This is a genomic window from Cytobacillus sp. FSL H8-0458, assembly GCF_038002165.1.
Taxonomy (GTDB): Bacteria; Bacillota; Bacilli; order Bacillales; family Cytobacillaceae; genus Cytobacillus.
This window is the reverse complement of sequence record NZ_JBBOBR010000001.1, coordinates 3,608,627-3,625,620: the sequence shown is the minus strand read 5'-3', so window position 1 is coordinate 3,625,620 and position 16,994 is coordinate 3,608,627. Positions and strand designations below refer to the sequence as shown.

Genomic DNA, 16,994 nt, shown 5'->3' with positions numbered 1-16,994 from the left:
AATAAGGACGTGTTTTTAAATGCATCAAGTGCTGAAACAGATCAAAAACGGGCTAATTGTTTCCTGCCAGGCTTTAGAAGGAGAACCTCTTCATAGCTCGTTCATTATGGGACGTATGGCATTGGCTGCAAAAGAGGGAGGAGCAGCTGGCATTCGTGCCAACTCTGTCCCTGATATTAAGGAAATAAAAAAACAAGTGGATCTTCCTGTAATTGGCATCATTAAACAGGTATACAAAGACCATTCTGTCTTTATTACACCTACGATGAAAGAGATCGATGCCTTAGCTGAGACAGGTGCCGAAATTATTGCAACAGATGCAACCAACCGGATTCGTCCGGATGGAAGGGATCTGAAATCGTTTTATCAGGATGTAAGATCAAAGTATCCAGATATACTGCTGATGGGCGATGTCTCTTCAGTAGAAGAAGCCATATTTGCCGATGAGCTCGGATTCGATATTGTCGCACCGACATTATACGGATATACAGAAGAGACAAACGGTTTGAAAATCGATGATCATGACTACACCGTTATTAAACAAATCGTCAAAGAAGTGAAGCATGCTAAGGTTATAGCTGAAGGAAATGTTTCAACTCCGGATATTGCCCGTTCAGTACTGGACTTTCATGTTCACTCGGTTGTGGTTGGCGGTGCGATAACCAGACCTCAGATCATCACGAAAAGATTTGTAGATGCTATTAAAAAATAAAAATCAGCTGAAAATAGCTTAGTCTTCTGACTGTGCTGTTTTCAGCTTTTTGCTTTAGTGAAAAAAGTTATAGATATTTCATAGTTTTCTGCCCTTTGAATAAAAATAAGGTCAACATCTTGTATAATGGGCCTATGGATTATTTAAAAAGGAGATAGAATATGGAATATCTCGGTGAGAATCTTCTGCATGGCATAGCCTGCACGATGGAAAAATTCACAATATCAGAGTCGGAATTAGCAAAGTATATAATTGAAAATCCTGATGAAATCAGCCAAATGTCGATTAATCAAATCGCTAAAAAAATTCATATTTCCCCAGCTACAATCACCCGTTTTTGTCAGAAAATCTCTTTTACAGGTTTTAATGAATTTAAGTATGAATTAAAAAGATATATCGATTTAACGAACAAACCGACTGTGTCCAGTGATATTAAGGAGATTGATTATTTTTCCAATCTTTATCAAAATCATTTGGAGATCATCGAAACGACTTTTCGAAAAATGACTTATTTTGATATTCAGCAAGCTGTTTCCCTTTTAACGGAAGCAGAGAAAGTGCATGTATATGGCATCGGCAACTCAGGGATTGCAGCACAGGAGTTTAAATGGAAGTTTTTCCGGATTGGAATCCAGGTTGAGTCGATTACAGACCCTCATCAAGCTGTGATGGATGCAGCATTAAGCTCAGACAGAAACCTTGTCATTGGCATTTCTGTTTCAGGGAAAACAAAAGAAATAATCGACGCTGTTAAAATTGCTAAGAAGCAAGGTGCGTCAGTCCTTGCCATCACAAGTGAGAAAACATCCGAACTCTCCCGGCTGGCAGATCTATCCCTTCTGGTTATGAGTAAAAGCAGTATGCATATGGGCCAGAATATTTCTCCAACGCTTCCGCTCTTCCTGCTCTTTGACTTGCTGTATACAGAACTTGTTGCAAAGGATTATGTTAATCGTGTTCAGATTCGGGATAAGACATTGAGGGCCTTGAAGGATATTTAATGAGAGGAATGCAATAAATGAAGATAAGTCATGGAACAGAAAAGAGCCCTAACGTGAAGGCTCTTTTGCCGTTTCTTCACTGCTGGAAGAATTCAATGCGAGTATTCCGCCGATAATCAGTATGATTCCCAGTATCTTGAGGCTGCTGAATGCCTCTCCCCACAGTATGGCACCTATCAACGCTGTTAACGCTGTTCCTGCTCCCGACCAAATGGCATAGGCCAGACTTAATGGAACGGTTTTAAGACATAATGATAAGCAATAAAATGAGAGTGCATAGCCAAAGGCAACTCCTGCAGTTGGAAGCAGCACGGTTAATCCATCTGACAATTTGAGCATGGTAGTGGCAAAAATCTCTCCAGCGATTGAGATTGTTAAATAAAAATATCCCTTCATATTAATGGCCCCCGCCACTATTCAATAAAATGACTCCGCAAACTATAAAAGCCAATCCCAGAAGCTTTTTGCCACTTACATTCTCTTTGTAGATAAAGATCCCCACTAAGGCTGTCAGCACAGTCCCGAGGCCTGCCCAGATCGCATAGGCTACGCCGAGAGGCAGCGTTTTTAACGATAAAGAAAGGGTGTAAAAAGCGACACTGTATCCAATGATTACTCCAAGGGATGGCAGGAGCTTTTTAAATCCGTCTGCTGCTTTAAGCAAGGAGCTGCCAAACACTTCACTTATAATGGCTAACGCTAAAAGTACATAGGCATTCATAAAGTCTCCCCGTTTCTTCTCCGAATGGATTCAGTTTATTTTACCTTTTCGAAGGATCCTTTTGCCAAATATATGAATAGATGAAACCGATTTATTTCCAAATCGTACTAATAAATATAGTTTTGGGACCCAAGAGGAAAGTTGGAGGCTTCTTTATGAATTTCATTACACGAAAAACAAAATCACTTTGGATAGATCAAATAGCCGGCAAAAGCTGTGAAATAACGGATCCACATGGTTTCTCCTGTATGGATCCATATGTTGAGGGGAAAAGGATTGTTCTGCTGGGAGAGAGCAGCCATGGAATCGGAGATTTTTATAGAACCAAAGTGAATATGATTAAGTATTTGCATAAGGTCCATGGATTTAATGCTGTTGTATTGGAGAGCGGCTTGCTTGAAGCGGTATTAAGCAGAAGACTTCTGAAAGGCCTGCCTGCTAAAGAACAAATTCAGCACAGTCTTCTTGATATTTTTCATAACGAAGAGATGCTTCCTTTATTTCAGGAGTCCTGGGCAGAAGGCCTTCATATTTCAGGAATGGATATTCAGCCCTCATATCAGCAGGTATCCCATAGGATGCTGGACTGGCTCTGGCTCCACACTGAAGAAGAAATTGTTTCTTCAATCAATCGGGCAGAAACCGTATTCTTTGAAATAGATGAGGAGATTAGAGGACAAGCCAAAATACCAAAAGTGATCAAAGAAAAGGTGCGAATGTGCATGGCTTTATATCAATCATGCCTGGAGCTTTTTGCGGGCAGGGTGAGTGAAGCTGATCTGGAAAGAGAAGAGATCATGAAGGTTATTGAACAGGGGCTGAAAAATCGTCTGAAGTGGCTGGAAATCAATACAAAAAGCTGGATTGTCTCCGGAACCATGAGAGGAACGTATATGTTCGGGAATCTGCAGTGGCTGCTGGATGAGTTTTTCAAGAGAGAGAAGGTCATTGTCTGGGCTCATAATTTTCATATTAGAAAAAGCAAAACACTGACTTCAGGACTTTTGGGAATTACGACTGTCGGACAGCTCCTATCCGATAGCAAATATAATGATCAAGTTTATTCAGTAGGATTTTATGCAGGAGCGGGTGAGTTTGCTTCTCTGCTAAGAGTTCACTTTTCTATTAATGCCTCTAAAAGTAAGCACCTTGAAAGTTTGTTTATGGAGGCTTGCGGACATGACAGCTTTGTGCCCTTGTGTGACAAGGGGCTTCCGGAACGAAATTGGATGAAGCGGAGATGGCAGCTCCTTGAAGCAGGGATGATGGGGCAGCTGCCGATTTCCATTTATCCTCAGAAGCATTATGACGGTATCTTTTTTTGCAGAAGAGTGCAGCCGCCCGTTTATTTAGAACGATGAAGGGATTAGATCGGGCAAGATTATGTGGTCATGGCGACTATGAATCCGACAAGTTAATACTTGTTAAAAGGAAAGTGCTCTGCGAATGTGGGCTGGCTTACTGTCACATTGTCTTTCTTAGGGACATTAATGCAAGGTCTTGCTTGTCCAAAAAAATGTGTTCTGGAACATCAATCCGGGATGAATAATAGACCGCCGGTCAGGCATTGCAGTTTAGAATGCTTAGTTAAAGGATATTGATGATCTATGTACTTTTATATAAAGAAGATTTAATCAATATGATTGTACCTGGATCCGCATGCGGTGAGAGTGCTGCAGGAGGCATTGGGCGAAAAGTTTGCCGAAATCTGACGATGATGCAGTTCTCATTCCAGATTGCGAATTTCAGAGGGGGAGCAATAAATACCCTGAGTGCCGTAAATATGTGGAGATGGGCTTCCATAATGCACAGTTTAATTTCAGGCTGGATGATACCCGGATTGGTGAAGCCTTCCAGGGTAAAACTCCAAGCAGAAATGACGGAGAACTTGTTGTGGTAGAACCGCCGAAAGGCTATCCTGTTCCTGTAATGCCTGACATGCCAAATGAGCATGCGCCGGGGCTTTTTGATTTGAATAATTAGTTTTTTCTTCTGGCGTCCTGAATATAGGATGCCATTTTATTATATATTTTTAAGGTTTCCTTTAGCATTTTTGGGGAATCTATAGTTATCGAATCAATGGAGAACATGTTTGTTCCTGAAAGGAGTATCACGTATGGAGTCTATTTGGCTCGAGTATGCTTGGGCATTATTGATATTAATTGGACTGGAAGGATTGCTGTCGGCTGACAATGCTCTTGTCTTAGCTGTCATAGCGAAGCATTTACCAGAAGATCAGAAGAAAAGGGCGATAAATTACGGAATAATTATGGCTTTCGTTTTCCGGTTTGGTGCATTATTTGCCATATCATTTATTGCAAACGTCTGGCAAATTCAGGCGATCGGAGCGGCGTATCTATTGTACCTTGGCTTAAAACATGTGATTAAGGCCAAGTTCGGGAAAGAAAATGAAAATATCCGCGAGGATGTGAAGGAAGAAGCGGCCGGGAAAGGGTTTTGGCCTACAGTAGGGAAGATTGCATTAGCCGATCTTGCCTTTGCCATCGATTCGATTCTTGCTGCTGTTGCATTGGCACTTGGTTTGCCGGATTCACCGCTTGACGATTTCGGCGGCATGGATGGCGGCCAGTTTATCGTAGTGGTGCTTGGCGGGATTGCCGGACTGATCCTGATTAAGTTCGCAGCAACCTGGTTTGTGAAACTGCTTGCTAAACGGCCTGCATTGGAAACAACTGCTTACGCGATTGTCGCCTGGGTTGGTGTCAAGCTAGCCGTTATCACACTTGCCCATGAGGATATCGGTGTCCTTGATCATCATTTTCCTCATAGTACAGGCTGGACACTTGTCTTCTATGGCGTATTGGTGGCCATTGCCCTGTTTGGCTGGTTTGCGCCGGGTAAGAAACAAACGGAGGGTGAAGCTTTATAAAGAGAAATGCGCTGATCTTAGGATTAGCGCTTTTTTGTATGAAAATGATTGTATAAACCGGTCTCTGCTGGTATGATAAATGTAATTATAATGAAATGGAGGTTTTCCTTTTGACAGCATCAATTAGACTAAGAAACCCGCTTTTCAATCGTTAATTGAATACGTTTGAAGGCTCTGCCTATGTTCAGAGCAGCGGGATTGGTCTGTCTATTTAAGGAAACCTATATTTAACGGTTATTTTTAAAGAGGGGATGAATTTCTCCTCTTTTTTGCTGTCTTTAGAAATAGAATTTATAGAGCGGATTGATCAGCTGAGTATAGGCAAAGCTTGTTTTTATTAAAAAATAGAAATGAGTGATTAGTTCATGAGTACTGTAAACCCTAATCTGAAGGAGCATTGGCTAAAGAATATTATTCTCTTTTTAAGCAGTCAGACGATCTCGCTTTTTGGATCGTCCCTTGTTCAATACGCCATTATGTGGCATATTACCTTAACGACAGAGTCCGGTTTGATGATGACTCTTTACATTATTTGCGGGTTCATTCCGACCTTCTTTTTATCGCCGGTCGCGGGTGTCTGGGCAGACCGGTACAATCGGAAAATGCTGATTATTTTAGCAGATGGTCTTATTGCCTTTTCAACACTGATTCTTGCTATCCTGTTTTTAATGGGATATGAATCCATCTGGCTGCTGTTTGTCATGGCGGCAATTCGTGCCCTTGGAACAGGAATCCAGACTCCTGCAGTCGGGGCGATTTTGCCGCAGATTGTCCCGAAGGAGAAGCTGACAAAGGTGAATGGGGTAAATGGGAGCATACAGGCTGTCATTATGTTTGTTTCACCGATGGTCAGTGCCGCTTTAATCGCAATGGCGTCACTTGAAGTCATATTCTTCATTGATGTCCTCACAGCAGCGATTGCTATTATAACTCTGATGGCTTTTGTCAAAGTTGCTGTGCATGAAAAAGCAGCAGCGGAACAGAGAGCGAGCTACTTTAGCGACTTTAAACAGGGGCTTCATTATGTCAATAGCAGTCCGTTTCTGAAAAAATTCTTTCTGTTCTTTGCAATCTTCTTCGTCCTAATGGCACCTGCGGCCTTTCTGACACCACTGCAGGTTACCCGGACATTTGGCGGAGATGTGTGGCTGCTCACTGCCATTGAAATTGCCTTCTCTGTCGGCATGATGGCAGGGGGCGGAATTATTGCTTCCTGGGGTGGATATCCAAATAAAATTACAACCATGACCCTTGCCAGTCTCATCATGGGGATCTGCACCCTGGCACTCGGCATCGTGCCGATTTTTTGGATTTATTTATTGTTCATGGCGTTATTCGGGATTGCCATGCCAATTTTCAATACACCGGTAACCGTATTGCTTCAGGAAAAAATTGAAGAGAATTATTTAGGCAGAGTGTTTGGTGTCATGGGGATGATCTCCACCTCCATGATGCCGATGGGGATGCTGATATTTGGCCCGATCGCAGATATTATTGCCATCGAATGGCTTCTTGTGGGAACAGGGGCATTCATTATCCTGTTAGCTGTTATTTTAGGCCGGGATCAGGTACTTCTGGAAGCTGGAACCTGAGCTGAGTGAATCGTAAAAACCCTTGTGATTAAATTAAGAGTCAAAATAAAAAGCTCAATTCGCAATGAATTGGGCTTTTTGCTAATATATTTATAAATGAATGTTGGAACTTAATTATGTTTTAATGTACAGGTTAGCAGGAGGCAGTTATGGATTTAAAATATAAATGTTTAATCTTAGATCATGATGATACAGGGGTAAAAAGCACACCTGGTATACACTTTCCATCATTTGCAGAGGCTCTTAAAGACTTGCGGCCAAATGATAAACCTATTTCTTTTGATGATTTCGTCAGATATTGTTATCATCCGGGATTTACTGCATTATGTAAGGATATTATTAAATTTACAGAAGAGGAACAAAATCACCAGCAGATGGTATGGAAAAAATATACCGAGTCAACTGTACCTGACTTCTATGAGCTGTTTGCTGAGACCGTTCAAGAATTTAAAAAGCAAGGTGGAATTGTGACGGTTGTTTCTCATTCTGAGGCAAGCAGAATTGAAAGAGATTATTCCATACATTGTGGATTTGTGCCAGATGCCATCTTTGGCTGGGATCTTCCTGAGCATCAAAGAAAACCGCATCCATATCCAATTAAAGAAATTTTAAGGCGCTATGAACTTCAAGAGACCGATGCATTAATGCTCGATGACCTGAAGCCCGGATTGGAAATGGCCAGAAGCTGCAATGTAGATTTTGCGGCTGCCGGATGGTCTCACAGTATCCCTGAAATAAAGGAACAAATGAAATTAGAATCAAAGTATTATTTTGAAACAGTAGACGAATTTAATAAATTTATTTTTAAATAACAAAACGCTTAGGCTAAATCCTAAGCGTTTTGTTATGCAGAATCACTTTTAGAATAAAGTCTGAGTAGCAAGGAACAGCTGGAATTAAAGGAGAATATTTATATTTAGCATTTCTTTGAGGGGGAATAAGTTATGAGGCAAATTATTGCATTAGGAGGAGGCGGGTTCTCCATGGAGCCGGAGAATCCATTATTAGATGAATACATTTTACGTCAGTCAGGTAAAGAAAATCCTAAAGTCTGCTATGTGCCTACTGCAACAGGGGATTCCGAGGTTTGCATTAAATGGTTTTATGACTTTTTTGAAAAACAGAAGTGCCAGCCCTCTCATTTATCATTATTTAAACCGCCAGCAAGAGATATAGAGGGTTTTATATTGGAAAAAGACATCATCTATGTTGGGGGCGGAAATACGAAGAATTTATTGGCTTTATGGAAAGAATGGGGGTTAGATATGATTTTAAGAAAGGCATGGAATCAAGGGATCGTATTAGCCGGCATCAGCGCGGGCTCTATTTGCTGGTTTGAAGAAGGGGTTACGGATTCTTATGGCGATAAACTGGAGCCTTTAACATGCCTGGGCTTTTTAAAAGGAAGCAATTGCCCTCATTATGACGGGGAAGAGGAAAGAAGGCCTGCCTATCATGAGCTTTTGGCTTCTGAAAAACTAAAGCCTGGAATTGCAGCGGATGACGGAGTGGCTATCCACTTTATTGAGGAGGAGGTCAGCCGAATCGTAAGCTCAAGGCCGAATGCCAGGGCCTATAAGGTCTATTTTGATAAAGAAGTAAAAGAGGTTGAACTGAAAACAGAATACTTGGGTTCTTGAGGCAAATCAGTGTTGTGCTGTTAACCCTATTAAAATGGAAGGAAGTGCTGAAAATGGATTTGCAGACGGTTATGCAGGAGCTTGAGGCTCTCGGCAGGGAACGGACCAAGAAAATGTACATATCAAACGGAGCGCACGAGCCGCTTTTTGGCGCTGCAACTGGTGCAATGAAGCCAATCGCCAAAAAAATAAAAAGAAATCAGTCTTTGGCAGAGGAGCTATACGCCACAGGGAACTACGATGCCATGTACTTTGCAGGTGTCATTGCAGATCCTCAGGTCATGACCGAAACGGATTTTGACCGCTGGATGGATGCTGCTTATTTCTACATGCTGTCCGATTATGTGGTGGCTGTTACATTAGCTGAAGCAGATATTGCACAGGAAGTTGCCGATAAATGGATCGAGAGCGGGGAAGAGCTGCGTATGTCAGGGGGCTGGAGCTGCTATTGCTGGCTTTTGGGGAATCGGCAGGACGCTGAATTTTCAGAAGAGAAGCTGGCCAAAATGCTTGATAAAGTGAAAGACACCATCCACGATTCTCCGGAGCGTACGAAATCCGCTATGAATAATTTTGTCTATACAGTGGGTGTTTCGTTTTTGCCGCTCCATGAAAAGGCGGTTGAGATTGCAAAAACCATTGGGCCGGTCGAAATGAAACGGGACAAGAAAAAAAGCAGTTTCCTGAACGCCTCAGAAAATATCCAAAAGGAAGTGGACAAAGGAAGGATTGGCTTTAAACGGAAATATGTAAGATGCTAAACCTATTAAAGCCGGATGGGACAATGAACCTGTCCCTTTATGCTATAATGAGGAACTTAGGAATGATGAGATGCGCTAATAGTGGAATGGATGTCCGCTCAGCGATTAAATATGGAGGGGTAAGGTAATGAATAAACGATGGACCATCAGCAAAATTAACGATTTCGTTGAGAAGAACTCGGATAGTAAGCTTCTATCGACGGAATATCATGGTTTTTCTCAAAAGCTGCTTTTTCAATGTGCATGCGGCAGCCAGTTTGAAAAAACATTTACGAAATTCAAAAATAATCACCAGCGCAAATGTGACGTTTGCCAGCCGCCTAAAGCATCACGCTAAAGGGACAAAGGGACAGGTGCACTGTCCCTTTTTCAGTTCTGCATTTGAAAAAATATACTGGAAAGCAGGTCATTAAATGAAAACAGAAAAAGAAAAAATGCTGGCCGGAGAAATGTATGATCCTGCCGATCCGGTATTATTAAAGGAACGCGAGGAAGCAAGACGAAAGGTCAGAATGTACAATCAGACTCTGGAGACAGAAGGAGAAAAGAGGACAAAGTTATTAAAGGAGTTACTTGGGTCTACCGGAGAAAACGTATATATGGAGCCCAATATCAGATTTGATTACGGCTATAATACTCATGTAGGTGAAAACTTTTTTGCGAACTTTGACTGTACCATCCTGGATGTCTGTGAAGTGCGTTTTGGAGATAATTGCATGCTTGCTCCCGGCGTACATATCTATACGGCAACGCATCCGCTTCATCCTGCTGAACGCAATTCAGGCAGAGAATATGCAAAGCCGATCATTTTTGGAAACAATGTATGGATTGGCGGAAGTGCCGTAATTAACCCTGGTGTAACAGTTGGGGACAATGCTGTGATCGCTTCTGGTGCAGTTGTTACGAAAGATGTGCCTGATAATGTGGTAGTTGGCGGAAATCCAGCTAAAATAATTAAACAAATTGAGCTTTGAATTAAAGCAACCTTAAAAGAAAAGCCATTTCCCATTGGGGGTTGGGCTTTTCTTTTGTACTAGTGTATTTTTCAAGCTTCCGGTATTTCTTAATTACAGTGGCTTTTTGCAGAATTATGTCGCTATAGCTTATTAGAAGGTGCTGCTCCAACCTCAACACGAATAATATTTCTCATCTAAGAAAAAACTTTTAAATAAAAACTTAGGAGGGAAAACATGAGAGAAAAGAAAGAAAAGCAGCTCGAGGATATCCAAAAAAATGCCCAGGATTCATATGAGATAAGCAATACAGACTATGGTCTCGAATCAGTTGCAGATGGATGCGATTTTGCAGAGGGAGAAAAAAAGCCTCCCCAGTGCGATAGGTTATAGAATACCAGGATATTCTTGAATTAAGGAGTTATCGAAAGTGTTGACCAGAGCTGGTTAACGCTTTTTGTTCTGCCGGCAAAAGAGGATATTCAGTTTTAACATACTTTTTAAAAGGTCTCTTTAAGTTTCTTCAAGGTTTTAGTATAAATATGGATAGGAATTTGGGGAGTTTAACAACATAATTATTAGACTTTTTGGTATTTTCACAAATCTGTTTCATTCTTAAATTGATATACTAAACATATTAGACAACTTGAGGGAGGAACTATATGAAAGACATTTTAAAAATTGGAAGCGCTTTTATTGGTGTAATTGTTGGTGCTGGATTTGCATCGGGGCAGGAAGTTCTTCAGTATTTTACCAGTTTTGGAATAATGGGTATTTTTGCTGCTATTGTTGCAGCCGCTTTATTTGCTTATGTCGGCATGATATTGGTATGGTTAGGGAGCAGCATGAAAACTTCCTCACATAAACATGTGATTTATAAGATAAGCGGCCGATATCTAGGTTTAATTATTGATTATATCCTTATTTTTACATTGTTTGGTGTAGGTGTAGTCATGATAGCAGGTGCAGGGTCAAACTTAAATCAACAATTTGGAGTGCCTGTCATAATTGGAACTAGTGTTATGACGATTCTTGTTTTATTAACGGGAATGTTAAAGGTTGACCGTGTTGTTGCTATCATCGGTGGGATTACCCCATTTCTAATCCTTTTTGTCATCATCACATCTATCTATAGTTTTATAAATGCTGATGGGTCATTCCACGCTTTGAATGGTGTGGCCAAGCAGACTCCGACAACTCTGCCAAACTGGTTTATTTCTGCTATCAATTATGTGTCCTTTAACACGGCAGTAGGTGCTTCAATGGCAATCGTGATGGGGGGAGCTGAAAATAAACGTAAAACGGCCGCGTTAGGTGGATTAGTTGGAGGTTTTGGGCTCGGTGTTCTTATTCTGCTTAGCCATCTGGCTATTTTCTCTAAGATTGAAAGTGTTGGCAGTATGGATATGCCAATGCTAGCAATTGTTAATGATATTTCACCTGCATTGGGCACGATCATGTCGGTTGTTCTCTTTGCAATGATCTTCAATACAGCTATAAGCATGTTTTTCTCTTTTGTGGCCCGGTTTTCCAAGGTTGATACCACACATTTTAAAAGGTTATTCGCAGGAACCATGATTGTAGCATTTGCAGCAAGCTTCATAGGTTTTACTGATCTTGTCAGCTACTTCTACCCGCTGATAGGTTATCTTGGATTGGTCCTGATTGCTGTATTATTTTACGCTCCACTTAGAATGAAAAGGGTTAAAGAAGAAGGAGACGGAGATGGTGAAGAATATCCTAAAAAAATTGTGAACAGCTAGATGTCAATAAATCAGAGAATAATGGAGAAGGAGAGCGATGGATGTGCACTGTGCTCTCCTTCTTTTAATTTGATTGTTAAAGACATTGGTGCACGATCTGAATTCCTGGCAGCCTTCTTGTTCCGGCAGTTTTAGTATGTCAGCTGTATAGGAATGATATAAATAGTGTCTCTGAATTTGTGTGTTTAGTCGGGTTCTTTAGAGGTCAAAGTAGGATAGGAGCTGATATTCATGATTGATCAATTAATGAAAATGCTGGAAGAACGAGAAGAAGAGATGATTGGAATACGCCGTTATTTACACCAGAATCCTGAGCTTTCATTTAAAGAGGAAAAAACGGCAGCCTATATCGCTGATTTTTACAGAGGGAAAGATGTTGATCTGATAACAAATGCAGGGAATGGATATGGCATTGTTGTCACTATTGAGGGTGGAAAGCCGGGAAAAACCGTGGCACTTCGTGCTGATTTTGATGCGCTTCCTATTAAAGAAGAGCTGGATGTTCCGTTTAAATCAAAAAAGGAAGGTATCATGCATGCTTGCGGCCATGATGCACATACAGCATACCTTATGGTTTTGGCTGACTGTTTGATCCAATTAAAAGATAAGATCCATGGCACCATCAAAATAATCCATCAGCATGCCGAAGAAGAGCCTCCGGGCGGAGCAAAAAGCATCGTTGAAGAAGGATTTCTCGATGATGTCCATGCCATTTTTGGCATACATGTTTTGCCAATCGCCCCTGCTGGAACTGTTGGCTATCACAGCGGATATTCCTTTAATGGCCGCGCCTATTTTAAACTTAGAGTGCAAGCAAGCGGCGGACACGGTTCTTCTCCGCATAAGGCCAACGATGCTATTGTTGCAGGCGCCTATTTTGTAACAGCTATCCAAACAGTTGTAAGCCGCAGAGTGGATCCATTTCATGCTGGTGTAGTGACAATTGGTTCATTTGACGGTAAAGGGAGTTTTAATGTGATCAAGGATCATATCGAAATTGAGGGGGATGTACGCTATTCAAATGATGAAACAAAGGATGTGATGAATAGAGAAATTCACCGCATTGTCAACGGTCTTGAGGAGTTATTTGGTGTAAGCTGTGAGCTGACATATGAACCCGACTATCCGCCGCTGTATAATGATCCTGAATTGACGAGGTTTGTTGCAGGTACGCTGGCATCAGCCGGGGATAAAGACATTATGGAGGTAAAAGAATTTCCTAAAATGGCACCATCGGACGATTTTTCGTATTATTTGGAGAAGGTCCCTGGCTGTTATTTTTATATTGGGTGCACGCCAAAGGGGACAGAAGAACCTTATTTCAATCATCACCCTAAATTTGATATAGATGAAGGTTCGTTGCTTGTTGCCGCAAAATCAGTGGGATATGTTGTTTGCAATTATTTCAAGTTTAACGAAACGAAAAGCTCACGCTGATGTGAGCTTTTTATGTTTGAAGTAATTCTGCTTCTTATTGTTTTTGAATCGATTTAATAGGCAATCTCCAGCTGTAATGATGCGAAATTCCTCGCAGCATTAAAGTAACAGTAAAAAGGATATAGAAATGATAAGACTTGGATAACCAATCAAGGCCTATGATAAACCCGGCAAAGATGGCCCATAAAAGATATACTTCATCACGTAAAACAATGGGCTTTCGCTGAGCCAGCACATCGCGGATCATTCCTCCGCCGGCACCGGTTATGGCAGCTGAAAACATAACAGCAAATAAGGGTAAATCAATTGATTGTGCATATATAGCTCCCTGAACAGCAAACGCTGATAAGCCAATTGAATCAAAGATGCTCCATTTCGTCAAAAGCTGAACTATGCTGCCTGGCAATAGGATAACGATGCTGATGGTAATAAGGGCAACGATAAAAAGAGTCGTTTGCTGCCATAATTCTATGATCGGAATACCGGTAAGAAGATTTCTGATAGCCCCGCCGCCAAATGCGGTAATCAATCCCAAAACATAGGCGCCCATAATGTCGTATTTTACTTCCAGTGCAACCACTGCCCCGCTCATTGCAAATGCAATGGTTCCAATCACGTTCAATACATCCCAAACCATACAATCCCCCCTAATCAAGTATTCTGTCCTTGTACCTGAGAGGTTTACCTAAACTATATTAAAAGGCCTGCCCCGTGGGTGCGTGATACCCTCTCCAGAGAAGCGTCCCGCAGCAGTCTTCTTACCTGAGAGATTCATCTTTTCTATAGATTTGCCCCTTCGGTGACGTACGATACGTTCTCTCCTGCAGCGGTCATTCGAAAGTAGTTGTTTTTATAATTATAAAGTATAGAGCGCTTGGACAGTCAATTAAGGTGTCTAAGTGGAAGTTGGAAAAGGGAGAACTTAACATAAACCCCTGGCGCATAGCTTCCATAATTCTGCTTGTATGGATTGGTGCCGCTATTGTATTAACGCGGAAATGAAGCAGGGGCAGTCACTGCTTTTAGGTGCGTCAAAGAAGCAAATGCTAAAAATCCCCCCAATTGTAAAGGATCACGCATGCAGGTTATCTATCCTTCTTTTTTTTCTTTGCCAAAATCGTCCGGAGTTCGTTAATTTCCTCATCAGACAGGGAGTCTTCCTGGATGAATTGGACTAGCATGGATTTCACCGTTCCGCCATAGATCCGTTTGATAAAGGATTGAGCTTCTGCCCGCTGGCATTCATCCTGTGAATATAACGGGAAAAAGGTATAGATTCTCTGATTTTTATTTACGCCAACTACATTCTTCTGGACAAGCCTGTCCAGAAGAGTTCGGATTGTTTTGGGTTTCCAGTCTGTGCGCTTTTGCAGGGATAGAATGACTTCATTAGCCGTTTTGGGTGATCCGTGCCACAGAACTGTCATGACTTCCCACTCGGATTCTGAAATGCTGGGAATCCTGTCAGTCACATTACCGCCCTCCTTCTTTATGAAATGAATGAATTAATATATGTCTTTTTGTTTCAAAATGGATAATGTAATTTCAGCTGCCCTACTTCCATTAGAGTTAGCTTCATTCTGTATATTTGTTGCAAAAAAGTATGTGTCCTGCCCTGATTCCACATACCCGATGAACCATCCATTGATGTTTTTTCCATTTACAGTGCCTGTACCTGTTTTACCAGAAAGGAGGGCTCCCTCTTTTCTTTCTAGTTTAATGGAATCTTTCACCGTTTGGATATTCTTTTCTTTAAATCCAAATTGATTTGCATAAAACCTTTTAAGCAGCTGAACTTGTTCCACTGGAGAAATTTTAAGGGAAGATTCCAGCCAATATTCATCTATTCCACCAGATAGATCGCGATTCCCATACCTGATTCGGTCTAAAAAAGTTTGAATCGTACCGGGCTGCACCTGCTGGTCTAACATCTGAAAATACCATGTAACGGAATTTTTCATGGCCGAAGTTAAATCCTGATCCGCATTCCAGGACTCTATAGGATACTTAAGTCCGTTCCATTTGGCAGACGAATTTTCAACCGTTATGGTGCCTGACTCTAAACCAAGCAGAGCACTGTAAATCTTATAAGTGGAATTTGGCGAAATCCTGAATGTGCTTTGATTTTTATTATGAATATGATAGCGGTCTGCCTCTTTATCATACAACACAAAGCTTCCATCATATCCTTCAAAATAATCACCTAAATCCTCATATATAATGTTTTCATCCTTAAATTTATAGCTGCTGTCTTCATGAGCGAGTACAGAGATAAATGGAGCCTGAAATGCAATAAATATCCCCGCAAAAATGAGTATAGCCGCACTTTTCCATCTCAGCAGTTTTGATTCCGACTTAAAACTGGCAATTTTTTCGATTCTCGTTTTGATCTGTTTCTTTGACCCGTTTAAATGGTTTGCCAAATCGACTGTCACTGCCCTTGAGGATTTATGGGCAAAATGAATAATGCTGTTTCCATACTCCATATAAGCCTGCTCATCCAGAGAACTTAAAACTGCAGCATCACAGGCGATTTCACGATCAAGCCTCATTCTCCTAAAAGCAATCCAAACTAGAGGATTAAACCAATATAAAATTTGAAGAATCACCATTAAATAATTTACTGCTATATCTTTATTTTTATAGTGGGTAAGTTCATGTAAAAAGATATATTCTATATCCTTTTCAGAAAGCCACTGGTCAAAATGGAGGGGAAGCACCACATAAGTCTTAAAAAGTCCAAACGTCATTGGGGTTTTAACGAGTGATGACTCTCCAACAATAATACCTCCAGAAATCCCCAGTTTGTGTTTGCAGTGTTCGAATAATGATAAAATCCCGTTATTTTTCAGGCTGTTTGTGTGTTTCTTTATTTTATTGATCTTAAGCTTTGCGATCAGCGTAAATACAGTTAAAATAGCCACTCCGGAAATCCAAATATAGAATAAAGCATTATTTAATAATGTTAAATCATAGCGTTCTACCGAAACGGTTATGTCCTCCATCCAATTATTTTGCCTTAAAGGAATCTCTGGAGATGGCGCAGTTTGGGATTGAAGGCTGCTCTTGCTATTCCAAAAGGATAATGAATCCGCAAACGGCATGAATTGTAATGGAATAAGAGGCAGTGGCAGAGCAAGCAATAATAGAAACCAAAGATTATAGTGAGCTTGTGCTGTTAAATGTTTCTTAAAAAGTTTTTTTAACAGAAGAATGCCTCCGATTGTAAAAGAAGACACCAGCAGACATTCCAAAAAAACAGATAAGAACTGTGAGCTTGTTATCATTCGCAGACCTTCCTCGCATTATTTGACATCTAGTTTTAATCCCTTAGACAAAATGAATACCAACCATTCTAGCATCCAATTTTTACTTTATCAAATTAAGGGGAGCTTGTGAAACATCATAATATCAAGGGTTTCATAGCGGTTGACAACTACGGACTACAAATGTAATATTATATTACATTTGTAGTCCGTTTGGGGGTGTTTAAAAGGAAAGCTGAAATATAAGTTCAAATTTTT

At 40.9% G+C, this 16,994-nt stretch carries 18 protein-coding genes, 1 pseudogene and 1 riboswitch; of the genes and pseudogenes, 14 read left to right on the top strand and 5 right to left on the bottom strand.

What is annotated here, in order from left to right:
- Positions 1-19 precede the first annotated feature (19 nt).
- Positions 20-712 (top strand): N-acetylmannosamine-6-phosphate 2-epimerase, encoded by a 693-nt coding sequence (locus NYE23_RS17985; protein ID WP_341079726.1) that lies wholly within the window; start codon positions 20-22, stop codon positions 710-712.
- Between the two features lie 161 nt (positions 713-873).
- Entirely contained in the window at positions 874-1,713 is an 840-nt protein-coding gene (locus NYE23_RS17980; RefSeq protein ID WP_341079724.1) for a MurR/RpiR family transcriptional regulator, read from the top strand.
- 48 nt (positions 1,714-1,761) lie between these two features.
- Here NYE23_RS17980 and NYE23_RS17975 read toward each other — a convergent pair whose 3' ends face one another.
- Together NYE23_RS17975 and NYE23_RS17970 are read right to left on the bottom strand one after the other, a co-directional pair.
- Entirely contained in the window at positions 1,762-2,109 is a 348-nt protein-coding gene (locus NYE23_RS17975) for a DMT family transporter (RefSeq protein ID WP_341079723.1), read from the bottom strand.
- Position 2,110: 1 nt separating this feature from the next.
- Entirely contained in the window at positions 2,111-2,434 is a 324-nt protein-coding gene (locus tag NYE23_RS17970) for a DMT family transporter (protein ID WP_341079720.1), read from the bottom strand.
- Between the two features lie 155 nt (positions 2,435-2,589).
- Between NYE23_RS17970 and NYE23_RS17965 the strand changes: the two genes are divergently transcribed.
- The 12 genes and pseudogenes from NYE23_RS17965 to NYE23_RS17910 all read left to right on the top strand — a co-directional run bounded on the left by NYE23_RS17965 (position 2,590) and on the right by NYE23_RS17910 (position 13,470).
- Positions 2,590-3,795 (top strand): erythromycin esterase family protein, encoded by a 1,206-nt coding sequence (locus NYE23_RS17965; protein WP_341079718.1) that lies wholly within the window; start codon positions 2,590-2,592, stop codon positions 3,793-3,795.
- A 397-nt stretch (positions 3,796-4,192) separates the two neighbouring features.
- Positions 4,193-4,417: pseudogene (locus NYE23_RS17960) on the top strand (manganese catalase family protein); the annotation flags it as partial.
- A 133-nt stretch (positions 4,418-4,550) separates the two neighbouring features.
- Positions 4,551-5,324: a TerC family protein gene (locus NYE23_RS17955; protein ID WP_206845076.1), complete on the top strand. Its 774-nt coding sequence runs from the start codon at positions 4,551-4,553 to the stop codon at positions 5,322-5,324.
- A gap of 365 nt (positions 5,325-5,689) precedes the next feature.
- Complete coding sequence (locus NYE23_RS17950) at positions 5,690-6,916, top strand: MFS transporter (protein ID WP_341079711.1); 1,227 nt, start codon at positions 5,690-5,692, stop codon at positions 6,914-6,916.
- 149 nt (positions 6,917-7,065) lie between these two features.
- Positions 7,066-7,728: an HAD family hydrolase gene (locus tag NYE23_RS17945; protein WP_341079709.1), complete on the top strand. Its 663-nt coding sequence runs from the start codon at positions 7,066-7,068 to the stop codon at positions 7,726-7,728.
- A 132-nt stretch (positions 7,729-7,860) separates the two neighbouring features.
- Complete coding sequence (locus NYE23_RS17940; RefSeq protein WP_341079708.1) at positions 7,861-8,556, top strand: Type 1 glutamine amidotransferase-like domain-containing protein; 696 nt, start codon at positions 7,861-7,863, stop codon at positions 8,554-8,556.
- Between the two features lie 53 nt (positions 8,557-8,609).
- Positions 8,610-9,317, top strand: a complete 708-nt coding sequence (locus NYE23_RS17935; RefSeq protein ID WP_341079706.1) for a DNA alkylation repair protein — start codon at positions 8,610-8,612, stop codon at positions 9,315-9,317.
- Between the two features lie 127 nt (positions 9,318-9,444).
- A complete protein-coding gene (locus NYE23_RS17930) occupies positions 9,445-9,654 on the top strand; it encodes a hypothetical protein (RefSeq protein WP_048009674.1) in 210 nt (69 codons plus the stop codon).
- A 76-nt stretch (positions 9,655-9,730) separates the two neighbouring features.
- The gene (locus tag NYE23_RS17925) at positions 9,731-10,291 is read left to right on the top strand and encodes a sugar O-acetyltransferase (RefSeq protein ID WP_341079702.1); all 561 of its coding nucleotides are present in this window, start codon (positions 9,731-9,733) and stop codon (positions 10,289-10,291) included.
- A 216-nt stretch (positions 10,292-10,507) separates the two neighbouring features.
- Complete coding sequence (locus NYE23_RS17920) at positions 10,508-10,663, top strand: hypothetical protein (RefSeq protein WP_341079701.1); 156 nt, start codon at positions 10,508-10,510, stop codon at positions 10,661-10,663.
- 269 nt (positions 10,664-10,932) lie between these two features.
- On the top strand, positions 10,933-12,033 hold the full coding sequence (locus NYE23_RS17915) for a YkvI family membrane protein (RefSeq protein ID WP_341079699.1): 1,101 nt from the start codon (positions 10,933-10,935) through the stop codon (positions 12,031-12,033).
- Between the two features lie 231 nt (positions 12,034-12,264).
- Positions 12,265-13,470 (top strand): amidohydrolase, encoded by a 1,206-nt coding sequence (locus tag NYE23_RS17910; RefSeq protein WP_341079698.1) that lies wholly within the window; start codon positions 12,265-12,267, stop codon positions 13,468-13,470.
- Between the two features lie 34 nt (positions 13,471-13,504).
- Here NYE23_RS17910 and NYE23_RS17905 read toward each other — a convergent pair whose 3' ends face one another.
- From NYE23_RS17905 to NYE23_RS17895, 3 genes are all read right to left on the bottom strand, one after another.
- The gene (locus NYE23_RS17905; RefSeq protein WP_341079696.1) at positions 13,505-14,107 is read right to left on the bottom strand and encodes a trimeric intracellular cation channel family protein; all 603 of its coding nucleotides are present in this window, start codon (positions 14,105-14,107) and stop codon (positions 13,505-13,507) included.
- Between the two features lie 103 nt (positions 14,108-14,210).
- Positions 14,211-14,304, bottom strand: a riboswitch (glycine riboswitch).
- 251 nt (positions 14,305-14,555) lie between these two features.
- Positions 14,556-14,942: a penicillinase repressor BlaI gene (gene blaI / locus NYE23_RS17900; RefSeq protein ID WP_341079694.1), complete on the bottom strand. Its 387-nt coding sequence runs from the start codon at positions 14,940-14,942 to the stop codon at positions 14,556-14,558.
- A 33-nt stretch (positions 14,943-14,975) separates the two neighbouring features.
- On the bottom strand, positions 14,976-16,757 hold the full coding sequence (locus tag NYE23_RS17895; RefSeq protein ID WP_341079691.1) for a BlaR1 family beta-lactam sensor/signal transducer: 1,782 nt from the start codon (positions 16,755-16,757) through the stop codon (positions 14,976-14,978).
- Between the last annotated feature and the right edge of the window lie 237 nt (positions 16,758-16,994).